The following is a 24175-nucleotide window of genomic DNA, read 5'->3' on the forward strand; positions in this document are numbered from 1 at the left end:
CAACATTCCCATTTTTTGTGGATTTTCTTTTGTTTTTTGGAGTGTCAGTATGGTGGGTGTATTTCTATAAAGGATTCATTAGAGTTTTGTTTAGAAGAATGCATGTGCACATAGCCAGCTCACAATTTAGCTTAATTCTCAGCGTTGGGTTCTCGATTTTCATTGTGGCATCTTTTTCAATCGCTAATGACCATGTTGTATTGATAATTTGGCCTGTTACTTTATTGGCTGCTATACATTAAATAGTACGTCATTTTATCAAAATACTTTAAAAAAAGACTAATGTTGATTATTTGTAATAATCTATGAGTTAAGCTCGAGACAACGTTAAATCATGCTTAAGCGATTGAACGTGCGTTTTACTATAGTTATAATCAAATTAATGTGTGGTTATGACTAGTGAGCAAGTTTCGGATTGGCGGACTTTATCCTGTAAATAGCAAAGGAAACCCTAATGTATTCCTTTCGTCAGGTTATAGCTTAGAGCAAGATGATAGTGGCTTTTATGTTATAGATAATGGCTCCGAAAATGGCGCATTAAAAGCTGACCTTGAAATCACGACTAATCCTGTTGATATCAAAAATCTAAATAAATATGTTGAGTCTTGGTTGATTCCTCAGCTTACCAATAAAGATGATGAGAGTAGTATCTTTAATCAGTATTTAAAAACGATTACCAGTCCTCCTGAGGAAGGTGGTGCATGGGGAGTTTATTCAAATAATCTATTGCTAGAAGCTCTTAGCTACCTCGGATATAGGGGATATGGTTTCGATCAATCTGCTAATCAAACTGGTTTTTGGGCTGAGACCTCCAAAGCAAGTGGTTTACTTCATGAAGAGGTTTTAAAAAAGGAAAATTATGACCCTGCATTAGTTTGGAGTAAAGACAAAGGTGTTGACACTATTTTTTCTGAATTTGATTCTAATTCTCTTTTGAAGAATTTAGCATCTATGAGTGGAAATCAAGAGGGAGATCCTCCCCTTTGGTATCCCTCAATGTTATATACCTATGGAATAAAAGGCGAGGGGACATCTTATCCAGGTCCTGTCTTAATGATTAAACCTGGCGAAACTTTAGAATTGGATTTTGATAATAACATCAGTATTGCTGGACTCACTGGGAAGCAAGCTCAAATGGCTTCTATGGTTGAAAATAATTCCTATGGATTAAATGGTGGCTCTACCGCGGGTGCCATGGATAGTACGAATTTTCATATGCATGGAGGACATGTAACACCCACTGGTTTTGGTGACAATGTTGTTAGTCGGTATACAACAGGACAAGATTGGACAACCATTATTGATATCCCGGACGATCATGGGATTGGTTCTTACTGGTATCACCCACATTTTCATCCTGCTGTAAACACACAGGTTTATGGTGGTCTTTCTGGTTTTATGCAGGTTGGTGATCCTCTTCAACTAATTCCTGCATTCAAAGATGTACCAAGAAATTTAGGTGTCATTAAAACTATGCAAGTTGGGATTGATGAAGAATCTGGAGATTATAAATTAGCTTCAGTGAATGGCAATATATTAGGTACACAAGGTCTTGCAGCCAATCGCGCAAGTATGTTTACTATTAACGGTGAATATCAGCCAGAAGTTGAATTGACATCTGGAGGATGGCAATCATTTTCCTTGAGTAATCAAGATAATAATTATTATATGAATTTAGCTATCCGTCATCAACAAAGTGATGGAACCTGGAAAGTACTGCCACTTTATATCTATGGTGAAGATGGGCATACATATCCCCAGATTCGTCCAGCCAATCAAAACGTTTTAGGTTATCAACAAGATGGTAAGAATGCTACTTCGTATGAACAAGCATCAAATCTAATATCTTTGCCTTCTGGTAAGCGAATGGATGTACTTGTTAATTTACCTGCGGGAAAATCCGAACTTATCAGCACATATAGTTTTGAGGGGAAGAATGGTGAGAAATTTGATATCAATTCTTTGCGTTTTCCGTCTGATCAATATGTTGAACTTTCAAATCAGAATACAGATGTATCTAATCCTCAGTCTGGACCTGGTGCTATAGCTACATTTAATGTGAATGGTGATTCTCCTTCCCTAGATAATTCAGCACTTGATGCTTTTATTGAGGCAGCCAATAAGGAAATTAATGTTCAAAAGGTCACACCTCAAACGTCAAGTGAAGATTATTCAAAGACTGCTATACCTAGTATTGATCTTTATGAAACGAATAAAGATGGCAAGGAGCTCTGGGATCCAACCCGTAAACGTGAGTTTAATTATCAGATTTTACAGTTAGTAGGTCCTGAGGATCAAAGAGATATTCCAACTCAAAAGGCTATTGCTCAAAGAGCAAAAAGTGGTACACCAATTGATAATTTTAAAATGATCAACACTTCCATGGACGATCCATGGCTCGGATATGTAAGTCCTGATCTCATTAATGATCATGTTTTTCCGAACGGTCCATTGGTTATCTCCCAGCTTGGCACGATGGAAGAGTGGTCTTTGAAAAATTGGAATTGGGGAGGTAAAAATGATCCAGTTGTTAATGGTGGTTATTACACTTCTCATCCATTTCATATCCATGTGAATGATTATCAGGTCAAGCAAAGTGACAATGAGTTACCTAACAAGCGAAGTCTTGAAGATGTTACTCAGCTCAACTCTTCCGGTTATGATTATGTCGATAAAGAAGGAGTTCGCCATAGGCTTGATCCTTTAGTTGGAGAGTTTGTGCCTCTAGATGCAAATTATGACCCTAGCTCAGAGTTATATACTACCGGCTATAATAATACTACAATAAGAATGTTGTTTCAAGACTTTCTTGGAACGTTCGTTCACCATTGTCATCTTTTAGAGCATGAAGATGCTGGAATGATGCAGGTTGTTTCTGTCATTGAAAATACAGACTCTAGTTGGCTACTTCCTGCTGAATCTTTTACGACTAATTCCAAGGGACTTGAGCTTCGTGAGGCTGATTCATTAGATCAAGTTACACTAAAATTAAATCGGGCTAATACTAGAACGTTAAAGAGAGCACATGTTGGTGATATTTCAAACGATTTTGTTCAGGACATTATTCTTTCTTTCAGTGGTGATTCGGACTCCCCAGGTAAAGTTCAGATTTATGATGGATCTTCTCTAAAACATAATCAGCAATCTGAATTGCTTTCTACTCTTACACCCTACGGAAATTCTCGCTTATCTCCTTGGTCTTTTAACAGTGATTTCACTGGTGATGGAAAAAGAGATTTAGTCACTGCTGGATTTATTGATTCTCCAGACAAGGATGATTTGGTAAAACTTACAGATTTGGAACTTATTGGCTGGCAAGCTGAGAAATCTTCATACGATTGGTCTAATCTTTATAGCTATCGTCCTTGGGAAAAAGTTGAGGGATCTAATTCTCTTGAGCTTAAGAGTACTTCAACGGCATTCGGGGTAGGTGATTATAATCTTGACAACTTTGATGATTATGCAACTGCATATGTTCATAATGGAGTTTTAAGGCTTCGGATTCTTGATGGTGCTTCCGTTGCTTTGTTGAATCAAACAGGTCAATTTGAAGGTGGTTATCTCCCTGATACTGATATTCTCTCCGACATTGAATACGCTTCTTCTGATTTTAACGATCTCAAATCATTGTCTATAACTTCCGGATTTAATAGTTATTCCCAATCTGCTATTGAAAATCTAGTTGTTACAGCAGAATCTGAATCTGGACATAGTCATGTTTTAACTTTTCAGCTAAATTCTGGCCATTTCATCTCAACTGGAACTATGACTGATGAGATGGATATGAGCGGAAATGGTAGTAGTTCTGATTCAGTTGATAGTAGTCATCAAGGCCACCAGATGTCCTCTGCATCTTTAGATGGTGTCGTTAAGGTTGGTGGTTCTTTTATGCTCAGCCTAACAAATCATCAACACATTGAATCAGGCTTGTCTTCAGCTACTCCTACTTTCGCAGGTGCTCTTGCTAATGGAGCATTACTTATTGATGATTATTTGGTATTTAGCCAAGGTGCCTCTGATGGTGAATATTTTATTGGCAATCCCTCAAGTTCAGATAATCTCTACAACAGCACGCAAGACTTGTACTTGAGTCTGAATGGTTTAAACGAGGTTAGTTATGATGATTTGACTGGAATTACTTACCCACCTGAAAAACTGGCTGGTCCGCTCCAGTTACCATTCACTGGATTTGAAGCAAGCGATGTTGATCAACGAGTAAACCTTACATTATTAGCTTACCAAGCTTATACCAATTCGATGATTAAACCTAGTGATTTAGCATTGCTTTCTGTCGCCAATGCTGATTCAAAGCTAACGTCTAGGCAACTCGTTGATAGAATCACGTCTGTTTATTCTTCTCAAGTTGAGGAGTATTATGGAAATAAACTTGAGAAAATGTCAACTAAAGCTATTACTGAAAAGGTTTTCAGCACCCTTTATGACAGGAGCCCTGATTCTGATGAAATCTCTACTTGGGCCTCGTCTGTAAAGGCTGGTCTATCTAAGAAGGATCTACCCATGGCTATTTTGCGCTCTACAAATGGAAATGATACTTATCGCATTGGACTGTTATCAGCAGCGAGTAAGTGGTCTCAGACACAATGGGGTACAAATGCTGCAGTTGATGGAAATTTTGGCCAAGGTCTTCTTTCTGAATCCTCAGCCTTCAACCATCTCTCGGATTTGATTCTTGACTCCGGATCAATCGCTAACTGGGATTCTGCTAATTCTATTTTTACTAGTTACAGGGATGATGTGGTAGCTTCTTTGAGTGGGTCTCAAATTTCTGATACTGGTTTCTTTTAACCTTTTTCTTAAATCATTGTTGACGCTTTCTTGTAATCCTATTGTTTACGGCTATTATAGAAGTAGTTCTTTTATAATCCAAAATTAGTTTTACATAAGTTTGCTTTCTTGTTTCAAGTTTTTATTCTCCAATATGACTTTCTCAACACAATCCAAAGTTACATCGTACGATTACCTTGGTGTTATTGCAGCTTCATGTGCATTGGCTATAGGGGTTGGTTTACAGAGAACGGAATTGGCCGTTCTTGGAAATATGATGGTAGAAGCCAATTGGATTACGTCAGACAATATTGGACAACTTGTAGGTTTTAACCTTGCTGGGTATCTTGCTGGTTGCGTACATCAGACAAGAATTAAAAGAGAGGGACAATCTCTTAGAATGATTCGAATAGCACTTATTGTTTGTGTTGCGACATTCTTCATTGAACCAATTTTTACTTCCATGGGATGGAATACACTTTGGCGCCTAATTTCTGGTTGGGGATGTGCTCATCTTGTTACTGGTTTGCCTGGATTTGGTACTCGAAATTTAAAAGCACATCAAAAGCGATTAGCGATGGGTATTATTTTTGCAGGCGCTGGTATTGCACCTCTATTAGACTCTGTTTTGTTACCCTTATTTGTTGAAAGTTCTCCTGTAGGGGCCTGGGATTTTACTGGTTTCTTCTCTATACTTTTTGCGATTCCTATTTGGATGTTGATTACCAGAGGATTGGCCGAGGAAAAAGAGCAAAATATATCTAGTCTATTAGATTCTGACTCAACCTCTACAATATCTTTAGACAAAAATATTAGTATTGAGACCGCTTCTCCGGATAAAATAATTTGGACTCCTGCTCTTAAATTATTTGCAATTACTACACTTCTCTATGGTGCTTCTCAGGTATCAATTTTAACGTATCAGCCTTTATATTTGACTACTGTTTTTAATGTTTCGAGTGAAGTAGCAAGTAATTCTTTCGGTCTGGTTGGACTTGGATATACCTTGGGTGCAATAATTGCTGGTTTGGTCCCCAAAAGATTCACAACGGACTCAGTTCTCCTTACATCAGTTGGTATCGGAACTTTAGGAACATGTATTTTTGTTTTCTCACCGATACTTTCGTTTGTTAATTTTGGAGCATTTCTGTTTGCCTTCTGGAATGGTGCTTATATTGGCCTGATCGTAGCTCGATTAACAGAAGTAGTTGGACCTGGACTCGTTCGACCTGCATGGGCATTATTCAGCTTTCTTTTAAGTATTGGTTTTGTTGCTATGACATTTATTTCTGGTTTCATATCTATTTTTTCTGTTCCTCTGATTTTTTATATCGGCCTGGCCCTTGTAGTTATCAATCTTCTTCTAATGTCGATTACATCTCTCACCTTTAAAAAGCAACATGTCTAAATTATGATTCTATCGGTTTCATGCTGCTTTAGTTATTTTTTTAGTCAGATTACTTTTATGCATTGAGGTTTTTCGTCAAGGCCGGATAAAACTTTATTTTGAACTATTTGATTAATCCCCTGACTGTTAACTTGATTCTAGCGTCTTTGCTTTCTTCTTCTGGTTTTGTTTTTATGTTTTCTAATTTATGCAAGTTTCATTTTGTTCGTTTGTCCGATACTTTCCGTTGTGATTATTATTTGCCTTTTTGTAATGGCAGATGAGCTTTTACCATTGTCTAGCCAGGGTTAGCATTACGATGGCTTTGGTCTGTTTAACCGGCTAGCAATCTTGTACCCCCTTGAATTTGTGAATCAAGTATTACTTCTAAACTTTAATTTCAATTAGACCTGTTAATAAAGATCCTTCGTCATTGACTTTGTAAGTACTATTATAACATTGTTTTGCTAATACTACGAAGTAATTTCTCTCAAACATAGTGGGGTACAAATGCTCTATTTGCTTGAGGTTGTGGTTTGGTTTCTTTTCGCAAGCAACTGGCTCCAATCGTCTATCCGATTTGATCCTTGATTCCCGTTTGGTCGGTGACTTGGTATCTTTCTCCACTTTTGATTCGCTTCAGTGATGATGTGATCGCTTCTTGGAAAGGGTCTTCAATTCCTGACACTGGTTTTTTCTAGCCTTTTCTTAAAAGATTATTGAAGCTTTTTCGATTTCTGTTTTCTTGGCTATAATTAAGTTTAGCATTTGTATCTCTATCAATGAGTTCCTTTGATTATATAATTGTCGGCGCTGGTACTGCTGGTGCGGTTATTGCTTCCAGACTCACAGAAGATGAGAATATAAATGTCTTACTCATAGAAGCTGGCCCACATTTTTCTTCTATTGAAGATACGCCAACTGACCTTTTGGATTCGCGAGCTGTTTCTGTTGACAAGCATGATTGGCACTATGTGACTGAGGTGACTCCTGGTCGAGACTTCCCCTATGCCAGAGGCAAGGTCAGTGGAGGGTGTTCTGCAGTAAACGGTGTTATCTCTCTTCGTGGGCTGCAGCAAGACTTCAGGGCGTGGGCAGCGGCCGGCAATTCAGGTTGGGATTGGGAAGATATTCTACCTATGTATAAAAGAATTGAAAATGATATGGATTTTGGATATTCTTCACATCATGGCAGCTCAGGTAAGATTCCCATTCAACGTTTTCAACCTGATCAATATACCCCTGTCGTTTCTTCGTTCAGGGATTCTGCTACTGCTAAGGGTTATGCTTGGGTTCCAGATCATAATCATCCAAATGGTTATGATGGAGTAGGGCCCATACCTATGAATCGTGGCGGTGATGGTTCATTACGTATTTCTAGCTCAATTGCTTATCTTTTAGAGGCCCAATCTCGTCCTAACCTTACAATTAAAGATCAAACCTCTGTCAACAAAGTCTTATTTTCTGGCAAACAAGCCGTTGGTGTCGAGGTTGTCAATGCAGATGATTCTGTTGGGACCTTTTTCGGAGGAGAGGTTATTCTTAGTGCAGGCACCATTAACTCTCCTTCAATTCTTCTTCGTTCTGGTGTGGGTCCTGTTGATGATCTTCAACGTTTGAATATTCAATGTATCAATAATTTGCAAGGTGTTGGAAGTAACTTAATTGACCATTCTTTGGCTGTTGTTGCTGCTTATCCAAAGCCTGGAATCGTTAACGACAGTGATGATGATGTCCAAATGGTTATTCATTATACGGCCCCTGGTAGTAGTTACATTAATGATATGCAGATTTATTGCCTTGGTAAATTGGGTGCTGAGCGATTCCCTGGTGCGGATCCAACACGCGGATTAATGTTCGGCACAGGTATTGTCATCAATCGTCCTCAATCTCGTGGACGTGTTTCTCTTCAATCGTCTAACCCTACCCATCAGCCTCGCATTGATCATCGTTTGAATTCTCATGCAGAAGACATGAGAAAAATGGTTGATGGCGTTCGTCGTGGTTATGACTTGCTAACTTCAGGTGCTCTCAATGATATTTCTGGGGAAGTTGCTGTTCTTACCGATGAAATGATTAATGATACTCGTGTTATCGAACGTTATATTTCTGACCGATCTGCAACCATTTGGCATGCAATTGGTACTTGCAAGATGGGACCCGCTTCAGATAATCATGCAGTTGTAGATAAGCATCTCAAGGTTCATGAGTGCACCTCTCTTAGAGTTGTTGACTGTTCCGTTTTTCCTGATCACGTTTCTCGTAATCCTATGCTCACCTGTTACGCTGTAGCTGAACGATTAGTAGACATTATCAAATCCGGTCACTAATCTTTTAATTCTTTTTCTGCCTTTTCTATCATGTCATCGTCTATTTCTAATTCGAGTACTTGGGTCTCTTGGATCATTACATGTTCTTGTAAGCCTGATTCTTTTGATAAAATCTCAGCTCTTACAAAAAAAATGTCTGAGCATTTTGAGTCTAATGAACCCGATACTCTTAATTTTGAGTTAAGTGTAAATGCTGCTCATGATGAGATTCATGTTCATGAGAGGTATTCAAATTCAACACAAGCATTGGCTCATATGAAAACTTTTGGTGACATGTTTGGTTCTGAGTTTATGAGCCTCTTAACACCTGTCAAGGTTGTTGCATACGGCTTCCCAACACAAGAACTATCAACCGCACTTGAAGCCTTATCTCCTGTCAAAATGAATACATTCCAAGGTTTCACTCGTTAGGTTTGATCCATGTTTGTCGTTAAGAAGGGTAGTTCTTGCGACAAACTTTTTCTCTTAATTTTATGCCGTTGATTTTAATCTAAGTTCCTTTCATTAAGTTGTTTAACATTCTACTTTTATTATTTGTTGAACAAATCTATTCTTACCTCGCCATGCTTACTGACTTATTCTTTTTTTAAACCTTCTTTTATTGAGTTTTTCATCTCTATTAATGAACCAACCTTCATCTAAGAAATCTTTCTCCGCGCTTTGAATTAGTCTGATTCTCACTCTTCTTCTCTATTCTTTGTTTAAAAGGTCATTTTTATGAAACGAATTGATACTTTCATCAGCATCTATCCTCTGTTTCGAATTAAGGATGGTGAGATCCAAAATGTAAAAAAGATTACTGATGAAATTGTAAAACGAGGCCATGATGAAGTTGGGACTCTTTTGTTTACAGCAGCTTTTAGCGACACTCATCTTTTTTTAAGAGAAAGTTATGTAGATCTTGATGCTTTTCATGTCCACTTGGATACCGTCAAAGATATACTCAGTGATTTCTTTTCCAAACTTGATTTAGAAAGTCTCGTTATTGTAGGGAATGCACCTCATATTGAAGATATGAAAGTTGAAATGAAAAACTTGGGAATGGAAGCCACTTTTTGTGTGATTAATAATGGTTTTTCTATCTAAAATATCAATTTAATTTTTTCTTTAATTTATTGATATATTCCATCGTTTTTTCTCATATTGTTGTTTTTGATATTTTCCTGTTTTCTTGTTTTGTATATCCTTCTTTTACGATATCCAGCCTTGGTTACATTGTTTTCTCATACAGGTATGACTTACTGTGCTCGCCTACAAATTCATAACTGGAACTACGCTGATTTTCCTTTCCGCTCACGACCTGTATGTGCTTCTTCATATTTGGCTTCGGAAAAAGTTTTTGATTTCTCCAAGAACAGCTTCACTATTTGTTGGGTATTTGCTATTCTCATTTTTTTATTTTTAATTATATCCTTCTAATTCTTGTAAGATGCAGATTGTTAGATGCATCCTTGTATTGCCTTTTTATCTTGAGATGAATTTGGATATGTGCTGAAATTGAATCTATGTTTTCCAACATCGTAAAAGCTAAAGTTTCGGGTTCTGTCTTTGTGGTCGCAGTCACTCCACTTATTTTTTCCTTGACTTATCTTTTTCTAGCGGTTAGCTTATATAGTTAGCTTTTGATGCGGCTTTTATAACTTCAAGTTTGTTAAACGATGATGGCTTCAAATGGTCGATGAAGTGAATGCGAGCTGCTTCAGACTTTATCCATTGATTGAGTTGTTCCTTGGTCTGGAGTTCTGGTACATTTAATTTTACTGTAATGTTGGCAATTAGAGTTATTGTTTGCGAATAATTCATTGTTTAAAATTGATGTCTTATCATCATACTCATAGCTCGACTGTTTGCCCGTGAGCAGGCATAACCAATTATAGTTTTGATCATAACAAGTCTCTTCACTCTTGTTATTGATTCTGTATAATCCTCTTGCATCATTTTCTACTGGTTTGTTTTTTCATTTGTCATTTATTCTTTGCATACTCAATATTTTGTATTTGATTAATGATGATTGCTTGAAGGCATTGTCTGATTCTTTTTCCTAGATGGCTTTTATAGACATATCTATTTTAGATCTTTCGCTCAGTGTTTGTCTTTTTGCTTACTGTGATCGGTGCTTGATGATTGGCTTGCAGTCAACAGGTGCGAGCTCCTGTGTTGCACAAGCCTCACGAATGGCATTAAATCTCTCCTCACTTGTGCTCGCTCCCTTCCTGTTTAGAATTTCATATACATTTGGGGTAATTAATCTTTCTTTAAGGAGAGCTTCGTTTGTTATTGCGGATGCTGGAGATAGTATTTCTCTGACTGCTGTTGTGACGAATAGAATCTTGAGTAACTGTTTGACCATGAATGTTGGATGTATAGAGATCTGTGTGTAACTCGCTAATTATAGGGACAATGATTTTCACGAATTTTGCTTTTTAGATTCTTTAATTATAGTTCATTGATCTTGATTCGTTATCAAGTGTCACGATCTGTCTTGGCTCTGAAGTATAAATTCCTCAGGCTCTTACTTTTGAGCCTTTGATTTTTGCCTTGGCTTATGCCATGTTTTATTGTCTTGATTTATCTATTGTTTTTCTTTAATTTTGTCATCGCTAATGTCCATATTGATCTCCTGGGGGACTAATTTTTTTACCTGATTATTCTTTGGTTTTTAATGTTTTGACGATGAAACATCTCTCTTTGTAATTTTATTCTTAGGCTTTTTCTTTTTCTAGTCACTAAGTTGCTTCTCTTGGTTTTCAGCTTTTCTCTACTGAACCTGCCGTTAAGGCGTGCAGTGCAGAATAATCGCCATTATCCAGAGAGGTTCCCTCTGCTCTATTCAACAGATCTACTAACCCCATTAGTGCTTCAGTATTCACATCAGCCATGTTTGCTTCCCGTACAAACAACTTCAGATCTTTTCGCAGCAATGCTGTACTGAAGTTTGGATTGCTGAAGTCGTTGGAAAGCATCCGCTCTAGTTTCTTGTCAGCGGTGCGCGCGTAGAGCGCCGAGGGGCGAAGTACTTCCATAAAACATTCCACATCTAAGCCTGATGCTTGAACTAATCGCAACGCCAGTGAATAGCTGTGGGTGAGGCTTGCAATCAGCTGGTTGAGCGCAAGCTTTGCTGCTGCTGCGCTGCCAGTTGGCCCCATCCACTTGGGATCAGCAGCCAGTATTCGCAGCAGTGGCAACTGCTTTTCAAATTCTGATGTTTCACCTCCCGTCATCATAAGAAGGGTGCCGTTGATTGCCTCTGATCTGCTGCCCAGCACTGGTGCCTCCAAATATGCACCCCTTTGCCCACATACCTGCTTTGCCAGTTGACGTGATTCGCTGATACCCATCGTTCCCATTGGTATGCAGCAGCCAGTATCCAAATCTCCTAATGCAGCAATCACCTCTGCACTTACAGGTCCGTCGCGCAGCACAGTGATGACGGATTGACATCCCCTAGCAGCCCCATCGAGGTTTTCGATTAGCTCAGCACCCTGCTTTAGAAGGCATTCGCATTTTTTCGCGGTTCGATTCCATACCTTCAGTCTCACCCCTCGCTCGAGAAGTCGCAGGCCGATGGCCTCCCCGAGAAGACCGGTGCCGAGCAACGCAATTGTGGCCATTGAAATGTCAGCCGTTGAATTCTCTGATCATCACCCAGCTTTGGCTGTTGATCCACCAGTGACTTCGAATGTTACCTCCTGTTTAGTTCCTAATTATCTTTCTTCCTTATCGGTGATTTGGTTCTATGCCGATATTCACTCATAAGAAGTGTGATTTTATTCATAATTTTTTGACTTCTATTCACCTTCAACTTTAGTCAGTCCAGAATGATGCTCAATTACTTTTGTTGTTTTCCGGTGATTTGCTTTTGCTTACTGCAGACCTCGATGGTTACAGTGTAAAGGAGCGTGATTTTTGTTTCCTTGATTTTATCTTCTAGAAGTCGTTGTTGCGGTTAAAGTCTTTATATTTAGTTTGCAAGCATCCTGATAACAGTGTAATTTAGTACTAAAGGCCATGACGCTAATGACAGAAAGAAATGTTAAACCAGCTAGCTTGAAGCAACGTATATACTCTCTTGACCGGCAAATCAACACCAAACAAGCTCTTGTTCAAAACCTTATTGATCAAAAGCATGAGCTAAGGCAATCTTATATTGTATCAATGGAAGAAATGCGTCATAATATCGTCGAGAAATACTCAGGAATTGACAGGATTCAAGATGATTACAATTCATTAATCGTGAATCTTGATAGGGAGGAGCAAGTTTTGGGTCTTGAGCTTGATGAGCTTTCAAATCAAAGAGATCTGCTTAGAAAAGCTCTTTTGGAGAGTAACGCAAGCCTGTTTATTGCTAAAAAGCATGTTTTGGTTTTCTTGGTTTTTATCTTTTTTGTTGTGGGTGTGGGATTATTAGTTGCGCACAAGCATGTCCTGTACAAGGATGTTCCACAACAACAAGGCGTTCTGAATTAGCCTCTTGTCGTTATTCAGTACGGTAGCAAGATAAAACCTCGTTGACTTCTCAGACAAAATAACTCACTTATTATTAGATTCTTAAGTAGTTCTCACGTTATATGAGTGTCGAGGGGCATTATTGGCAAGTATCTGCCTTACAGTATTCCTCGCTGCACAAAAAACCCCACTCGAGGCGGGGGCACTACCTCGAAATCATCTTCAGCAAGCCAACGGGTAATACCCGTGCCATCGTAAATATGGCCAGAAGCTTCAACGACGGGCTTAGTTTCTGGATTCATAAAGGTGTCATTGAGGATATTTTCAGGACCTTGAAACATCACTGTTGCTTTACCAGGATCGTCCTTGGAGACATCGCTCTAGAAAGTCTTAACTCCCATATTGGCAAACATTGCCTGCTGCTCAGGCGCATTCATATATATGTGAAATTCCACAATCGTATTGCTGAGCTTGAAGTCCAGTACGGTTTTCTCGATCATCTCATCAAAAGCATCTAAGTAATTTCAACACAATTCTTTCGGTTATCGACTATTCATCCGAACAGCTAGTGAGTTGTGAGGAGATGAGCAGCGTTGTCAACCGATCTTCTGCAGGTTTATCCATATTTCGATGACTAGGCGTCTATGCATTCGCTGCTGCCTAATGGACTGCTCCCTTGTGCTGACAAGCGGTAGTAGCTCACCAGAATGAACTGAGCATGTTGAGTTGATGCATCGGGCTTGATCTGTATGAGCGTCCCTTCTTGCCTGTCACCTGCCAGCCTTCACCACTGAGCATCTCTTTGTCCCGGGCGCAATGACGCTGCTACCAGCACATGAGTGCAATTTGTCGAGATTGCCCGTTTGGATTGGCTTTGATACCAGCGGCAGGGTGCCACACCAACAGACTTTGGCTGATGCATGGCCAATTTTTTGCGGAGCGTCCACTTCATATGATCGCTAGCGCCTGATCGGTGGGGATCGCTATTGATTCCACTCAGTGAGCTTTCACTTTCACCCCTATGGGCCTCTGCATTCACGCCACTAACTGTCGGTGTTCGATCAACTTTGCTGCTAGCTGTTTTTTGGCACGCTCAACTTTTTGACGAACTCGTTCTCGGCTTATTCCGATTTCGTTGGCGATTGATTGAAGGCTTTCTTCTCCAACCACAATGCGCCGCAGCAATTCTTGGTCATTATTTTGAGCTAATTTTGTGTGCAGTTCGAGGCTGTCTCGGACTGCTTCCCATTGGAATTTGTCGATGTGGAGCGTAGACTGTTCGTCGCACAGCATTTCACTCAGGGTTGAGCCATCACCGTCCCCCCCCAGTCTCATGTCTAAGGATGTCGGCCTCTTTGCTACAAGTGCATGGCGCAGGTTTTTAAGTTGTTCATCGCTGATGTGAAGCTGATCACAAATCTCTGGATCGGTTAATCCTCTTGGTAAGTGATTGAGCTTGGTGATCAACTGATTTAGGGAGACTGGAACTCGGATCGTGGATCCTGTCTGATCGATAGCCCTGCTGATCGCTTGACGGATCCACCAGTAGGCGTAGGTGCTGAATTTGTAGCCCAGTTCTGGGTCGAATTTTTCGACTGCGCGGTTTAGGCCAATGCAGCCTTCCTGAATCAAATCTCCCCACTCCAATTGGCCGAGTTGGCGATGCATGTATTTCCTTGAAACATTGACCACAAGCCTGAGGTTGGCCTTGATCATTCGATCCTTAGCTCTTTTCCCAGCTCTTATTTGGCTGCGGGTTGCCTTGGGTGACTGGCTCAACTTCACAGCCGTTCCGAGAGTGATCTCCTCTGCCGCTGTGAGCAATGGGGTTCGGCCCATCTCGTTCTTGAATTGGTCGATATTGCCGTTATCCAAGAATGCCATTCAGATCCGAGCGATGTTCCATCCAAGGAACTTTCGCGCGCGTGGGCCTTCCTTGATGTGAGATCCATCACCATTGGCATGATCCTGCTTTGGTATTTGTGTACTTGTCTATGCCTTGGTGTGTGTTAGCTCTTCGTGCTGAATCGTTAGGCGTCTTCTGCAGGAGAAGGGTTGAGTCGCCTTCGTTTTTTGAGTAATCGCTGTTTACTCGTTTGTATGGGTTCTTTATTGCTTTCATCACCACAAAGAATGTTTAAAATTCTTTTGATGGAACCAGCAAAAAATTCCACCGATTTTGCGAGCCCATGGCTTTTGATCTTTACGATCGATCTTCCATCCGAGGGTCACCGCATATCTCCCCGTTTTACAATTAATGATCATGGCCGTTGTCTGTTTTAGATCATTTGGAGTACTGACGCCTAATTCTGGAACGCCAATGGCTAATGCAAATTGCTCATTTTTGCCTGGGTCTCGGATGTAGTTAATGGCTACTCTTGGTTCGTTAAAGCTAACAACTCCCATTTCAGATGTCGATTTATGCCTTCTACTGCTGATGTTGGAAATGCTGAAGTAGGCAAAAGGAAAGCGACAAATAAAGCTTTCTTCATCCTGTGACAACGGAAAATTATGTATTTTGAATGTAGTGCAGGATAAGAGGTAAGTGGCTTGACTTCTCACGGAACTCAATAAGGGTATGGATCCATTTGGTATCAATGGCCAGCAATGTCGCTACACCCGATAGTATTTGTCGTATGAGTGAATTGTTCCTTTCTCATTAGGCACTCTCGCCTAGTTGCACTGATCTCGCCTCAGCAGCCCGATGACTCCCGATGCAATGAAAAATTAGACGCTGAAGGTTTTTGCTGATTAGGTAACTGGGCATGCTTAGGACCCCTTAGGCAGCAACTCAGCCCACCACTTCACTTAGTCATCCCATGGCGACGCAGACATCATCCTGTGAGCAAGATCACAGCACCTCTTGATGGAGGTCACCACCTCAGCCATTGATTCGTGAGATGCGTAATTCGTCGGAGGGACGACCTCCATAACTCTTCTCACCTACTAATAACCATGATCACTTCTTTCATTAACGAAACTGCCGACCATGAGCTGCATTTAGCTGATCTGCAAAACCTGAATGGTGCCATGCCAGTTCTTATCGCACTGGCTTATACGGGGACTGGACTAATGCTCGGTATGGGAGGTTTTGCTGTTAATGAATGGTTTCAAGTAAACAGGGAGGATATTGCTGATGCTGTCCACGATGCAATCAGTGAAGAGGACGACGCGGATTGATGTCATCTTTGAATTAATCCGGTACCCATCACTGTGGGTGTAGCAGAAGACCAGCAACCCCCGCCATGAGCGGGGTTTTTATGACCGACGCAGTTGTTTGATTAAAACGCTCGATAGGTTTTTGCTTTCGTCGTGTTTTGTCTAGTGGTCTTCAGCAAGGGTTAGTCCACTTCTCAGCCCCTATCAGTCGTCACCTCCATCAAGATCCATTGATTTGAGCAAGAGGCTTATGCGGTCTTCTGCTTCAAGTACTTTATTCGGTCCTCTTGTCGCCCCATCAACAGCAATCTTGCCTCCGCTCTTGAATACCAGCTCTTTGCACATGTCATCAAACACATCTGCTGCTTCTGGCTGCCGCCTGAAATAGTCCGCAAGCCATCGGTTGACCTCCTCCGGTAACTCGACATCACCTATCAGCTTCTTATCAAGCACGGCTCTCGCAAACGAGACGGATGGCTCCTCTTCCGGAGTTTCAGCCTCAGCGATCACCCTGACCTTCACTTCAAAGGTCTGTGCAACCTCCCAGAAGTCAACACCTGGGTAAGCGTCTTCCAAAAATGAAGCTTCGAGTTTCATTGCTCTACTTTCGGCGCTTAGTCGGTTTTGTAGTGGTTGATTGCTAGACATAGGTCTTACCAAACAAGACCGATCTCTTCACTCCACTTCTATCAAATTTGGCTTCTGCTGGTGTCTCCTTCTGGAGTTGTTACAGCCTTCTGGTTCAACCATTGCCTTACGCCACTCGATGTTCAGCGATCGATCCACTGCCTTTACGCAGTGACGCTGGACCAGTACGGCTCCATCTCTTGCCCCGTTGCTTCTGCTCCACGCCAAACCGGGTTGATTGAGCAAGCAACCTGATCGCTTTAATGCCGTATTTCTCTGCCTTGCTAGCCAGCCTGTCCGTGCGGTCGATGTCGACATGATCAGCCTTAGCGATCAATGCTTTGCACACCCTTTGCGCCCACCACTCTGCAGGCAATAAAAAAGCCGCCTTGGGTGGGCGGCTGAGATGTCAGTGCTGGACTGACTTGTTTTGCAGTCGGGGTGACAGGATTCGAACCTGCGACATCCTGCTCCCAAAGCAGGCGCGCTACCAAACTGCGCTACACCCCGCAGCTCATCCACTTTAAAGGAATGGGTCCTCCTGATCCCAGGGATGCGTGTCTAAGCTGATAAAAAGCTTTTCCGGGTATGTCAAATTCCTGGACGCCAGGCGCTGTCGATGCGTTGAGGCAGCAACACAATCTCCCTTTCGTCCGAACGGATGAGCAGGGGCAGGTGGTTGAGTTCAATGACCGCTTTCGTCTGATTTATGGCTGGGACGATGGCTTAGTTGGTCAAACCATTGGGATGATTCTGCCAGCGTCCTTTCGTGAGCTCCATCACGCTGGATTCTCTCGTTTCAAGCTGACAGAGACATCAAAGCTTGTTAATCACCCCCTTGAGTTGGCGACGATTTGTCGTGATGGAGCTGAAATTCGTAGTGAACATTTCATCGTTGCCGAGCGTAGTGATGATGGTGGATGGAGTTTTGCGGCAACGCTGAGGCCCCTGGAAGGACCCCATGCTTGCTGAAAACAGCTCTTCAGGGTCAGCAGATTCTGGATCTCTGATCCAGCAGATGAGTCAGTCGCTCGGACTGCTGAGAGTTGCCTTTGATTCCACGGGTGAAGCGATGTTGATCGTGGATGAATCCTCTGCAGTGCGCTGGGCTAACCAGCAAGCTGCAGATCTCTGGGGAGGAGGAATCACATTGCAGATGGTTGGACGGCCTCTTACCGCTTTGCTGCAGTTCCACCATCTTGATCGAAGCCCCATGGGTGATCAAGAGCCAACGCATCCTTTACAAAAAGCCCTTTCTGCTGAAGGTCGTCATTCTTATCTAATACAAGCACTTTCTGAGCCTGATATTGATCAGCCGCAACTGATTACTCGCTCGGTGAGTTGGCGTCAGATCATTCAGATGAACCAGAGCTTTGTTTTGTTGATTTTTCGTGATCTCGAGCCCTTAGAGAAAGCTTTGGCAAGACAACGACAATTTATCGATAAGCTTGCTCATGAGTTAAGAACTCCGCTTGCGATTATTACCGGAAATTTGCATCGGATGAAGCGTAAAGAGCAGCTGTCTGGGAAAATTCTCCAATCCCTATCCGATGCCACCGCAGAGACACAGCGTATGGCCAGTCTTGTTGATAATCTTTTGTTGCTTTCGGAGTTAGATGCTGACTGCCGCCGTTGGACGTTGCAAATAGATGATTTGCGAACTTACGTTGATCAATGGGTCGCCAAGCTGAATCCTGAATCAAGAGAATGTCTACAGACGATTGTTGCCAATGAAAATGATGAATATCAGGTTCAGCTTGACCAAGATGCTTTTTATCTGATTCTCGATAACCTTCTCGATAACAGCCGTCGGTTTTGTCGTTCTCGGCTGTTGATCCAGATACGTTTAATCAAAAATCCATCACACGTTGAGCTGCAATTTATAGACAATGGACCCGGGATACAAAATGATGACAATTATGATGCCGCCTTTGAGCGATTTGTCCGTATTGAGGAGCATCGAAAGGCTGACATGACCGATGGAGGTGGTCTTGGACTCCCTTTGGTGAAAAGTTTGATGGAAGGAATGGGAGGGTCAGCGAGTTGTGCGTCGCCTCAAGGATTCACAAGTTCGATCAGTCAGGGGCTCGTTGTGACATTGCGATTCCCATGCCCTAGGTCGTCTGTTGGAGTAGAGAGCTTTCTTTAAAGATAACGCTCGAGTAATTCGGGTAGGAGTTCGAATAGGTCTGGTTTAAGAATAAAGTCACTAGCACCTAGGGCCTTGGCTTCGCTGCGTTTGCTGTCTTCATTGAAAGCAGTGACGACTAAAACCGGCACAGCATTGGAGCGGTCTCGTAAGTGTTGCAGGCAGGTCATTCCGCTCATATTTGGCATCATCAAGTCGAGCAAAATCAAATCAATTTGGCGTTGATCCAAGAGCTCCAACAAGGCTTCTCCGTCGGAACAAACAACAGGATCAACGCCTTCATCGATTAATTCGTCTCGAATTAATTCACGTAATCGAGGATCATCATCAACAATGGCGACGCATTTCATCGTTTCTCGATAAGAGGTGCCCTGCGCCTGAAACCACTAAAAAAGAATGGAGAAAGGTGTAGCTTTGAACTAATGGGTCGCCTGAGATTCGAACTCAGGACCAATCGGTTAAAAGCCGAGTGCTCTACCGCTGAGCTAGCGACCCGCCGCATGGGCATGCCATTCAGGCACCTGTGGAGGTTATCACTTAACGATCCACCTGCAAGATGCTTGTCCCCCCGTTGATGACCGAGTTGGGAATGAACAACCCTTGGCCCCAACCCAGCATCGCTTCGGATGCCTGGATTGCACCTGGAGCGGTGCTGATGGCCGATGTGACTGTGAGTTCCGGAGCAAGCATTTGGCCAACCGCCGTTGTCCGTGGAGACATGGCAGCCATTCATATCGGTGCTCGTAGCAATGTTCAGGAGGGAGCTGTTCTGCATGGCGATCCGAATTTTCCTGTTCAAATTGCCGAGAACGTGACGATTGGACATCGAGCCGTTGTTCACGGCGCCTTGCTGGAGGCTGGTTGTTTGATTGGTATCGGTGCCGTTGTCCTCAATGGCGTCACCGTTGGGCGTGGGGCTCTTGTTGCAGCAGGGTCTGTGGTCACGAAGGATGTTCCAGCCCAAACCCTTGTGGCGGGTGTGCCTGCCAAGGTGAAACGTGAGCTGAGTCAGGAGGAAATCGATGATCAGTGGCACCACGCAGATCACTACGCCGAGCTGGCTGCGCAGTGGTCTCAATTGCTGCAAAACCAAACGGACTGCCCACTGTTGATCCCGGTTTCTCCCGACTGTCCTTAAACTCCAAAAGCTTTTCTAAATGGACTCATGGACCTTCGGCTTGTGCTCGTGGCTTCTCCGATCCTTCTGGCACTTGCCTGGGCTGGGTTCAACATTGGTCGTGCTGCCGTTGGTCAGCTCCAGCTGATGATCAAACGAAGCCGCGCTTGATGGTGATCGATAGGGTTGAGTTGAGTTCTCGATCCCATCGTCCTTGAGCGAACAGTCTTCGGTTGTTGTGATAGGTGCTGGCCTTGCCGGTACAGAAGCTGCTTGGCAGGTCGCAAAAGCAGGTGTTCCCGTCACGCTCTGGGAAATGCGCCCTTTCAAGCGCTCTCCTGCTCATCACAGCTCTGAGTTTGCAGAGCTTGTTTGCAGCAACAGCTTCGGCGCTCTTAGCAGTGATCGTGCAGCAGGGTTGTTGCAGGAAGAATTAAGGCGTCTTGGATCCTTGGTTATCCAAACGGCAGACCATCATTCCGTCCCCGCCGGCGGTGCTCTTGCTGTTGATCGTGGTCGCTACAGCGCAGCACTCACCTCTGCTTTAGACGCCCATCCTTTGGTCACGATTCGTCGAGAAGAGCAGCTAGCGCTGCCGGATCCTGATCAGATCACCGTGCTGGCCACAGGTCCGCTTACGAGTGAGGCACTGGCTGATGATCTACGTGCTTTCACGGGCCGAGATGATTGCCATTTTTTCGATGCGGCGAGTCCGATCGTTGAAGGGGAAAGCATCGATATGACCAAGGCCTTTCGTGCCAGTCGCTACGACAAGGGCGATGCCGATTACATCAATTGTCCGATGGATCGAGACCAGTTTTTGGCGTTTCGAACGGCTCTGTTGGAGGCTGAACAAGCCGAACTCAAGGACTTTGATCAGAGCAGTGCCACTTTTTTTGAGGGCTGTTTGCCCATTGAAGAGTTGGCCCGTCGTGGCGAGGACACGATGCGCTACGGACCTCTCAAGCCAATCGGGTTATGGGATCCGCGCTGGGGGGATGTGAATGACCGGGATGTACGCCGTGCCAAACGGGCCTATGCCGTTGTGCAATTGCGACAGGAAGACAAGGATGGCCGACTCTGGAATCTGGTGGGCTTCCAGACCAATCTCAAGTGGGGGGAACAGAAACGCGTGCTGCGTCTCATTCCAGGCCTGGAGCAGGCCGATTTCGTGCGTTTTGGCGTGATGCATCGCAACACCTTTTTGGAGGCACCAGAACTGTTGGAGCCGACCCTCCAGTTCCGACGCAGACTTCATCTGCTAGCCGCTGGTCAAATCACGGGAACTGAGGGGTATGCAGCCGCTGTTGCAGGAGGCTGGTTGGCTGGCACCAATGCAGCACGGCTGGTTCATGGTCAAGAACCGATTCAGTTGCCGCACACCACGATGATCGGAGCACTCACCCATTTCATCAGTGAGGCACCATCGGGCAAATTCCAGCCCATGCCCCCAAATTTCGGCTTGATGCCTGAGCTTCAGGAGCGCATCAGAGATAAGCGCGCCCGTTATGGCGCTTACCGCGATAGAGCCTTGGCGGATCTTCAAAGCACCATTGAAGAGAGCCAGGTTGCCCATGTCGCTTGCCCCGCTTAAAGCGCGTCAAATTGAAAGGCGCTCACTGCGCATCGGCGTTTATGCCAGCGCCTGTATGGCGGTCGCTGGTGTTTGCGTTCATGTGCTTTCAGGGTCGTATGCCCTTCTCCTCGATGGGCTTTATTCCGCGGTGATGGTGGGCTCAGGCCTTGTCGCTTCGAGGATTAGCCGCAATGTGGTTCGCCCCCAGGACAGGGCCTATCCCTATGGCTACGACGGTCAAGAAGCGTTGTACGTCCTCTTCCGCTCACTGGTCCTGATTGGTGTCCTCAGCTTTGCGGCCATGAGTGGTCTGAGCACCTTGATTGATTACGCCAGCGGCCGTGCCATTGCCGTGGTCACGCTCGGGCCCGTGGCGCTTTACTCCACCTCGATGGTGGCGATTTGCTGGGGTTTGGCATGGCGCCATCACCACGATTGGATTCGTTCCGGTCGTCAGTCTCAATTGCTGTTGATGGAAGCGAAGGCCGCGAGAATGGATGCCTTAATCAGCGGGCTGACGGGCATTGCATTGCTGGGCTCACCGCTGCTTAAGGGAACCCCCCTGGCCGCTCTCAGCCCGATCACCGATTCGCTGTTGGTGTTGGTGGTCAGCTTGGTCATCTTGAAAGACCCTTTGCAGACCTTTTTGAATGCGCTCGGACAGGCTGCTGGTGCATCGGCAGAAACGGAGGTTGTTCGCAGCACTCGACTCGCTCTGGAAGACTTGCTGGCCGGGTTGTCGTGTTGGCTGCTCGACCTCACCGTGATGCAGGTGGGGCGTACGGCCTTTGTGGTGGTGTATCTCAACCCAAATCAACCGATGGATGGTGCAGCCATCGATCTGATCCGAGAACGAATCGAGGAGCGCTGCCGGGAGCTTTTAGCCATGCCGGTGAGATCGGAGGTGATTTTGACCGCCACTCCTCCCTTCTCCACGACCGGCGCCTCCTAGGGTCTGGATCAAAGGATGAATCGTCGCTCCGATGCCTGACTGGGATGTAATTGTCATCGGATCCGGGATCGGTGGCCTGGTCACAGCATCACAACTGGCTGCGAAGGGGGCGAAGACGTTGGTCCTCGAGCGCTATCTGATTCCAGGCGGGTCTGGTGGGAGCTTTCGCAGAGAGGGATACACCTTTGATGTTGGTGCGTCGATGATTTTTGGATTTGGAGAGAAGGGGCACACCAACTTGCTCACGAGAGCGTTGGCGGACGTCGGCCAACACTGCGCGACGGTTCCTGACGCTGTGCAGCTTGAATACCATCTTCCAGACGGCCTGACGATGGCCGTAGACAGGGACTACGACGATTTCATCACGCGAATGAGTGCCCGCTTTCCCCATGAAGCCAAGGGGATTCGCGCTTTTTATGAGACCTGCTGGCAGGTGTTTCGTTGTTTAGATGCGATGCCATTGCTGTCTTTGGAGGATCCTGCCTATCTCGCCAAAGTTTTTTTTAAGGCCCCATTGGCTTGTCTTGGTCTGGCGCGGTGGCTTCCTTTCAATGTTGGAGATGTGGCCAAAAAGCACATCAAGGATGAGGATCTCTTGCGTCTGATCGATATGGAATGTTTCTGCTGGTCGGTGATGCCAGCAGATCGCACACCCATGATCAATGCCGGCATGGTGTTCTCCGATCGTCATGCCGGCGGCATTAATTATCCGAAAGGGGGTGTCGGTGTCATCGCCGAAAAACTCGTGGCTGGTTTGGAAGCCAATGGCGGCGAAATTCGCTACAAACATCGCGTCACCAACGTTCTGATTGAGCAGGGTGAGGCTGTTGGCGTTCGGCTTGCTGATGGTGAGGAGCTAAGAGCGAGACGGATCGTGAGCAATGCCACGCGCTGGGACACCTTCGCTGGGGAAGGATCAGCACAGTCAACGCTGGTTAGTCCGGAGCACACCCCAGCGGCTGAAACCACTTGGCGCAAGCGCTACCAGCCCTCTTCATCATTCCTTTCCCTCCATCTCGGCATCGACGCTTCAGTGGTTCCCCCTGGTTTTCACTGTCACCACCTCTTGCTTGAAGACTGGGCTGAGATGGAATCCGAGCAAGGTGTGGTGTTCGTTTCGATGCCATCGCTTCTGGATCCTTCGTTGGCTCCAGCTGGACGACACATCCTGCACACCTTTACCCAGAGCGATATGCGCCATTGGAAAGGTTTGTCCCCAAGCGCTTATGCCGAGAAGAAACAGCAGGATGCCGATCGCTTGATCGATCGTCTGGAAGCTCTTATCCCCGGCTTGAAGAGCGCCATTGAATTCAAGGAAATTGGCACACCCCGGACGCATCGTCGCTTCCTTGGCCGAATGGGTGGGAGCTATGGGCCGGTTCCTGCGACCCGCCTTCCTGGCTTGTTGCCGATGCCGTTTAACCGCACCGGCTTGAAAAACCTGTATTGCGTTGGTGATTCCTGCTTCCCTGGCCAGGGGCTCAATGCCGTGGCTTTTAGTGGTTATGCCTGCAGCCACCGAATCGGCGCGGATCTTGGCCTGAATCCTTGGTCCCTTCCCGCTTAAATCGACAGCAGGATCACGCCTTCATCGCGCTAACGATGGTTGTCAGTGCCTAAGGTTTGCTCCTTTGGCAACGCCCA

General features: G+C 44.5%; 20 protein-coding genes, 2 tRNA genes and 1 pseudogene. 14 read left to right on the forward strand and 9 right to left on the reverse strand.

Going from position 1 to position 24175, the window contains the following annotated elements:
- The first annotated feature begins 399 nt into the window (after positions 1-399).
- The 5 genes from DXY38_RS11415 (at position 400) to DXY38_RS11435 (ending at position 9588) form a co-directional block, all read left to right on the forward strand.
- Complete coding sequence (locus tag DXY38_RS11415; protein WP_115071756.1) at positions 400-4806, forward strand: multicopper oxidase family protein; 4407 nt, start codon at positions 400-402, stop codon at positions 4804-4806.
- A gap of 133 nt (positions 4807-4939) precedes the next feature.
- Positions 4940-6193 carry an MFS transporter gene (locus DXY38_RS11420; RefSeq protein WP_115071757.1) on the forward strand — a complete coding sequence of 418 codons (1254 nt, stop codon included), beginning with the start codon at positions 4940-4942 and terminating at the stop codon, positions 6191-6193.
- A 761-nt stretch (positions 6194-6954) separates the two neighbouring features.
- Positions 6955-8502 (forward strand): GMC family oxidoreductase, encoded by a 1548-nt coding sequence (locus tag DXY38_RS11425; protein ID WP_115071758.1) that lies wholly within the window; start codon positions 6955-6957, stop codon positions 8500-8502.
- A gap of 30 nt (positions 8503-8532) precedes the next feature.
- The gene (locus DXY38_RS11430) at positions 8533-8913 is read left to right on the forward strand and encodes a putative quinol monooxygenase (protein WP_136988115.1); all 381 of its coding nucleotides are present in this window, start codon (positions 8533-8535) and stop codon (positions 8911-8913) included.
- A 306-nt stretch (positions 8914-9219) separates the two neighbouring features.
- A complete protein-coding gene (locus tag DXY38_RS11435; protein WP_115071760.1) occupies positions 9220-9588 on the forward strand; it encodes a putative quinol monooxygenase in 369 nt (122 codons plus the stop codon).
- A 1661-nt stretch (positions 9589-11249) separates the two neighbouring features.
- Here the strand turns inward: DXY38_RS11435 and DXY38_RS11445 are convergent.
- Positions 11250-12116 carry an NAD(P)-dependent oxidoreductase gene (locus tag DXY38_RS11445; RefSeq protein WP_115071762.1) on the reverse strand — a complete coding sequence of 289 codons (867 nt, stop codon included), beginning with the start codon at positions 12114-12116 and terminating at the stop codon, positions 11250-11252.
- Positions 12117-12513: 397 nt separating this feature from the next.
- Here DXY38_RS11445 and DXY38_RS11450 point away from each other — a divergent pair, with 397 nt between their 5' ends.
- A complete protein-coding gene (locus DXY38_RS11450; RefSeq protein ID WP_115071763.1) occupies positions 12514-12972 on the forward strand; it encodes a hypothetical protein in 459 nt (152 codons plus the stop codon).
- Between the two features lie 137 nt (positions 12973-13109).
- Here the strand turns inward: DXY38_RS11450 and DXY38_RS11455 are convergent.
- The 3 genes and pseudogenes from DXY38_RS11455 to DXY38_RS13505 form a co-directional block, all read right to left on the reverse strand.
- A pseudogene (locus DXY38_RS11455) lies at positions 13110-13451 on the reverse strand (DUF3764 family protein).
- Between the two features lie 535 nt (positions 13452-13986).
- Positions 13987-14835 (reverse strand): RNA polymerase sigma factor RpoD/SigA, encoded by an 849-nt coding sequence (locus DXY38_RS11465; protein WP_115071764.1) that lies wholly within the window; start codon positions 14833-14835, stop codon positions 13987-13989.
- 237 nt (positions 14836-15072) lie between these two features.
- Complete coding sequence (locus DXY38_RS13505) at positions 15073-15453, reverse strand: hypothetical protein (RefSeq protein ID WP_170952942.1); 381 nt, start codon at positions 15451-15453, stop codon at positions 15073-15075.
- Between the two features lie 453 nt (positions 15454-15906).
- Between DXY38_RS13505 and DXY38_RS11475 the strand changes: the two genes are divergently transcribed.
- Positions 15907-16131 (forward strand): hypothetical protein, encoded by a 225-nt coding sequence (locus DXY38_RS11475; RefSeq protein WP_115071766.1) that lies wholly within the window; start codon positions 15907-15909, stop codon positions 16129-16131.
- 183 nt (positions 16132-16314) lie between these two features.
- On the opposite strand, the gene DXY38_RS11480 is transcribed toward DXY38_RS11475, so the two are convergent.
- From DXY38_RS11480 to DXY38_RS11490, 3 genes are all read right to left on the reverse strand, one after another.
- Positions 16315-16707 (reverse strand): hypothetical protein, encoded by a 393-nt coding sequence (locus DXY38_RS11480; protein ID WP_115072037.1) that lies wholly within the window; start codon positions 16705-16707, stop codon positions 16315-16317.
- Between the two features lie 157 nt (positions 16708-16864).
- Positions 16865-17113, reverse strand: a complete 249-nt coding sequence (locus DXY38_RS13780) for a hypothetical protein (RefSeq protein WP_115071767.1) — start codon at positions 17111-17113, stop codon at positions 16865-16867.
- A gap of 60 nt (positions 17114-17173) precedes the next feature.
- A tRNA-Pro gene (locus tag DXY38_RS11490) sits at positions 17174-17247 on the reverse strand.
- Positions 17248-17325: 78 nt separating this feature from the next.
- Here DXY38_RS11490 and DXY38_RS11495 point away from each other — a divergent pair.
- Both DXY38_RS11495 and DXY38_RS11500 read left to right on the forward strand, forming a co-directional pair.
- Positions 17326-17709, forward strand: coding sequence for a PAS domain S-box protein (locus tag DXY38_RS11495; protein WP_006852354.1), 384 nt, complete (start codon positions 17326-17328; stop codon positions 17707-17709).
- Positions 17710-17755: 46 nt separating this feature from the next.
- Positions 17756-18886, forward strand: a complete 1131-nt coding sequence (locus tag DXY38_RS11500) for a HAMP domain-containing sensor histidine kinase (protein WP_256359572.1) — start codon at positions 17756-17758, stop codon at positions 18884-18886.
- Here DXY38_RS11500 and DXY38_RS11505 read toward each other — a convergent pair.
- On the reverse strand, positions 18883-19236 hold the full coding sequence (locus DXY38_RS11505; RefSeq protein ID WP_006852356.1) for a response regulator transcription factor: 354 nt from the start codon (positions 19234-19236) through the stop codon (positions 18883-18885). The two genes, DXY38_RS11500 and DXY38_RS11505, sit on opposite strands and share 4 nt — an antisense overlap.
- A gap of 73 nt (positions 19237-19309) precedes the next feature.
- Positions 19310-19381, reverse strand: a tRNA-Lys gene (locus DXY38_RS11510).
- Positions 19382-19460: 79 nt separating this feature from the next.
- Here DXY38_RS11510 and DXY38_RS11515 point away from each other — a divergent pair.
- The 5 genes from DXY38_RS11515 to crtH are packed head-to-tail and all read left to right on the forward strand — an operon-like array spanning position 19461 to position 24098.
- Positions 19461-20024: a gamma carbonic anhydrase family protein gene (locus DXY38_RS11515; RefSeq protein ID WP_115071769.1), complete on the forward strand. Its 564-nt coding sequence runs from the start codon at positions 19461-19463 to the stop codon at positions 20022-20024.
- Positions 20025-20051: 27 nt separating this feature from the next.
- Complete coding sequence (locus DXY38_RS11520) at positions 20052-20174, forward strand: photosystem II protein Y (RefSeq protein ID WP_006852358.1); 123 nt, start codon at positions 20052-20054, stop codon at positions 20172-20174.
- Between the two features lie 43 nt (positions 20175-20217).
- Positions 20218-21597, forward strand: a complete 1380-nt coding sequence (gene trmFO, locus DXY38_RS11525) for an FADH(2)-oxidizing methylenetetrahydrofolate--tRNA-(uracil(54)-C(5))-methyltransferase TrmFO (RefSeq protein ID WP_006852359.1) — start codon at positions 20218-20220, stop codon at positions 21595-21597.
- Positions 21578-22531, forward strand: a complete 954-nt coding sequence (locus DXY38_RS11530) for a cation transporter (RefSeq protein ID WP_115071770.1) — start codon at positions 21578-21580, stop codon at positions 22529-22531. The genes trmFO and DXY38_RS11530 overlap by 20 nt, the downstream gene beginning before the upstream one ends.
- A 31-nt stretch (positions 22532-22562) precedes the next feature.
- The gene (gene crtH, locus DXY38_RS11535) at positions 22563-24098 is read left to right on the forward strand and encodes a carotenoid isomerase (RefSeq protein WP_115071771.1); all 1536 of its coding nucleotides are present in this window, start codon (positions 22563-22565) and stop codon (positions 24096-24098) included.
- The last annotated feature ends 77 nt before the right edge of the window (positions 24099-24175 follow it).

It is taken from the genome of Synechococcus sp. UW179B (genome assembly GCF_900474245.1).
Classification (GTDB): Bacteria; Cyanobacteriota; Cyanobacteriia; order PCC-6307; family Cyanobiaceae; genus Synechococcus_C.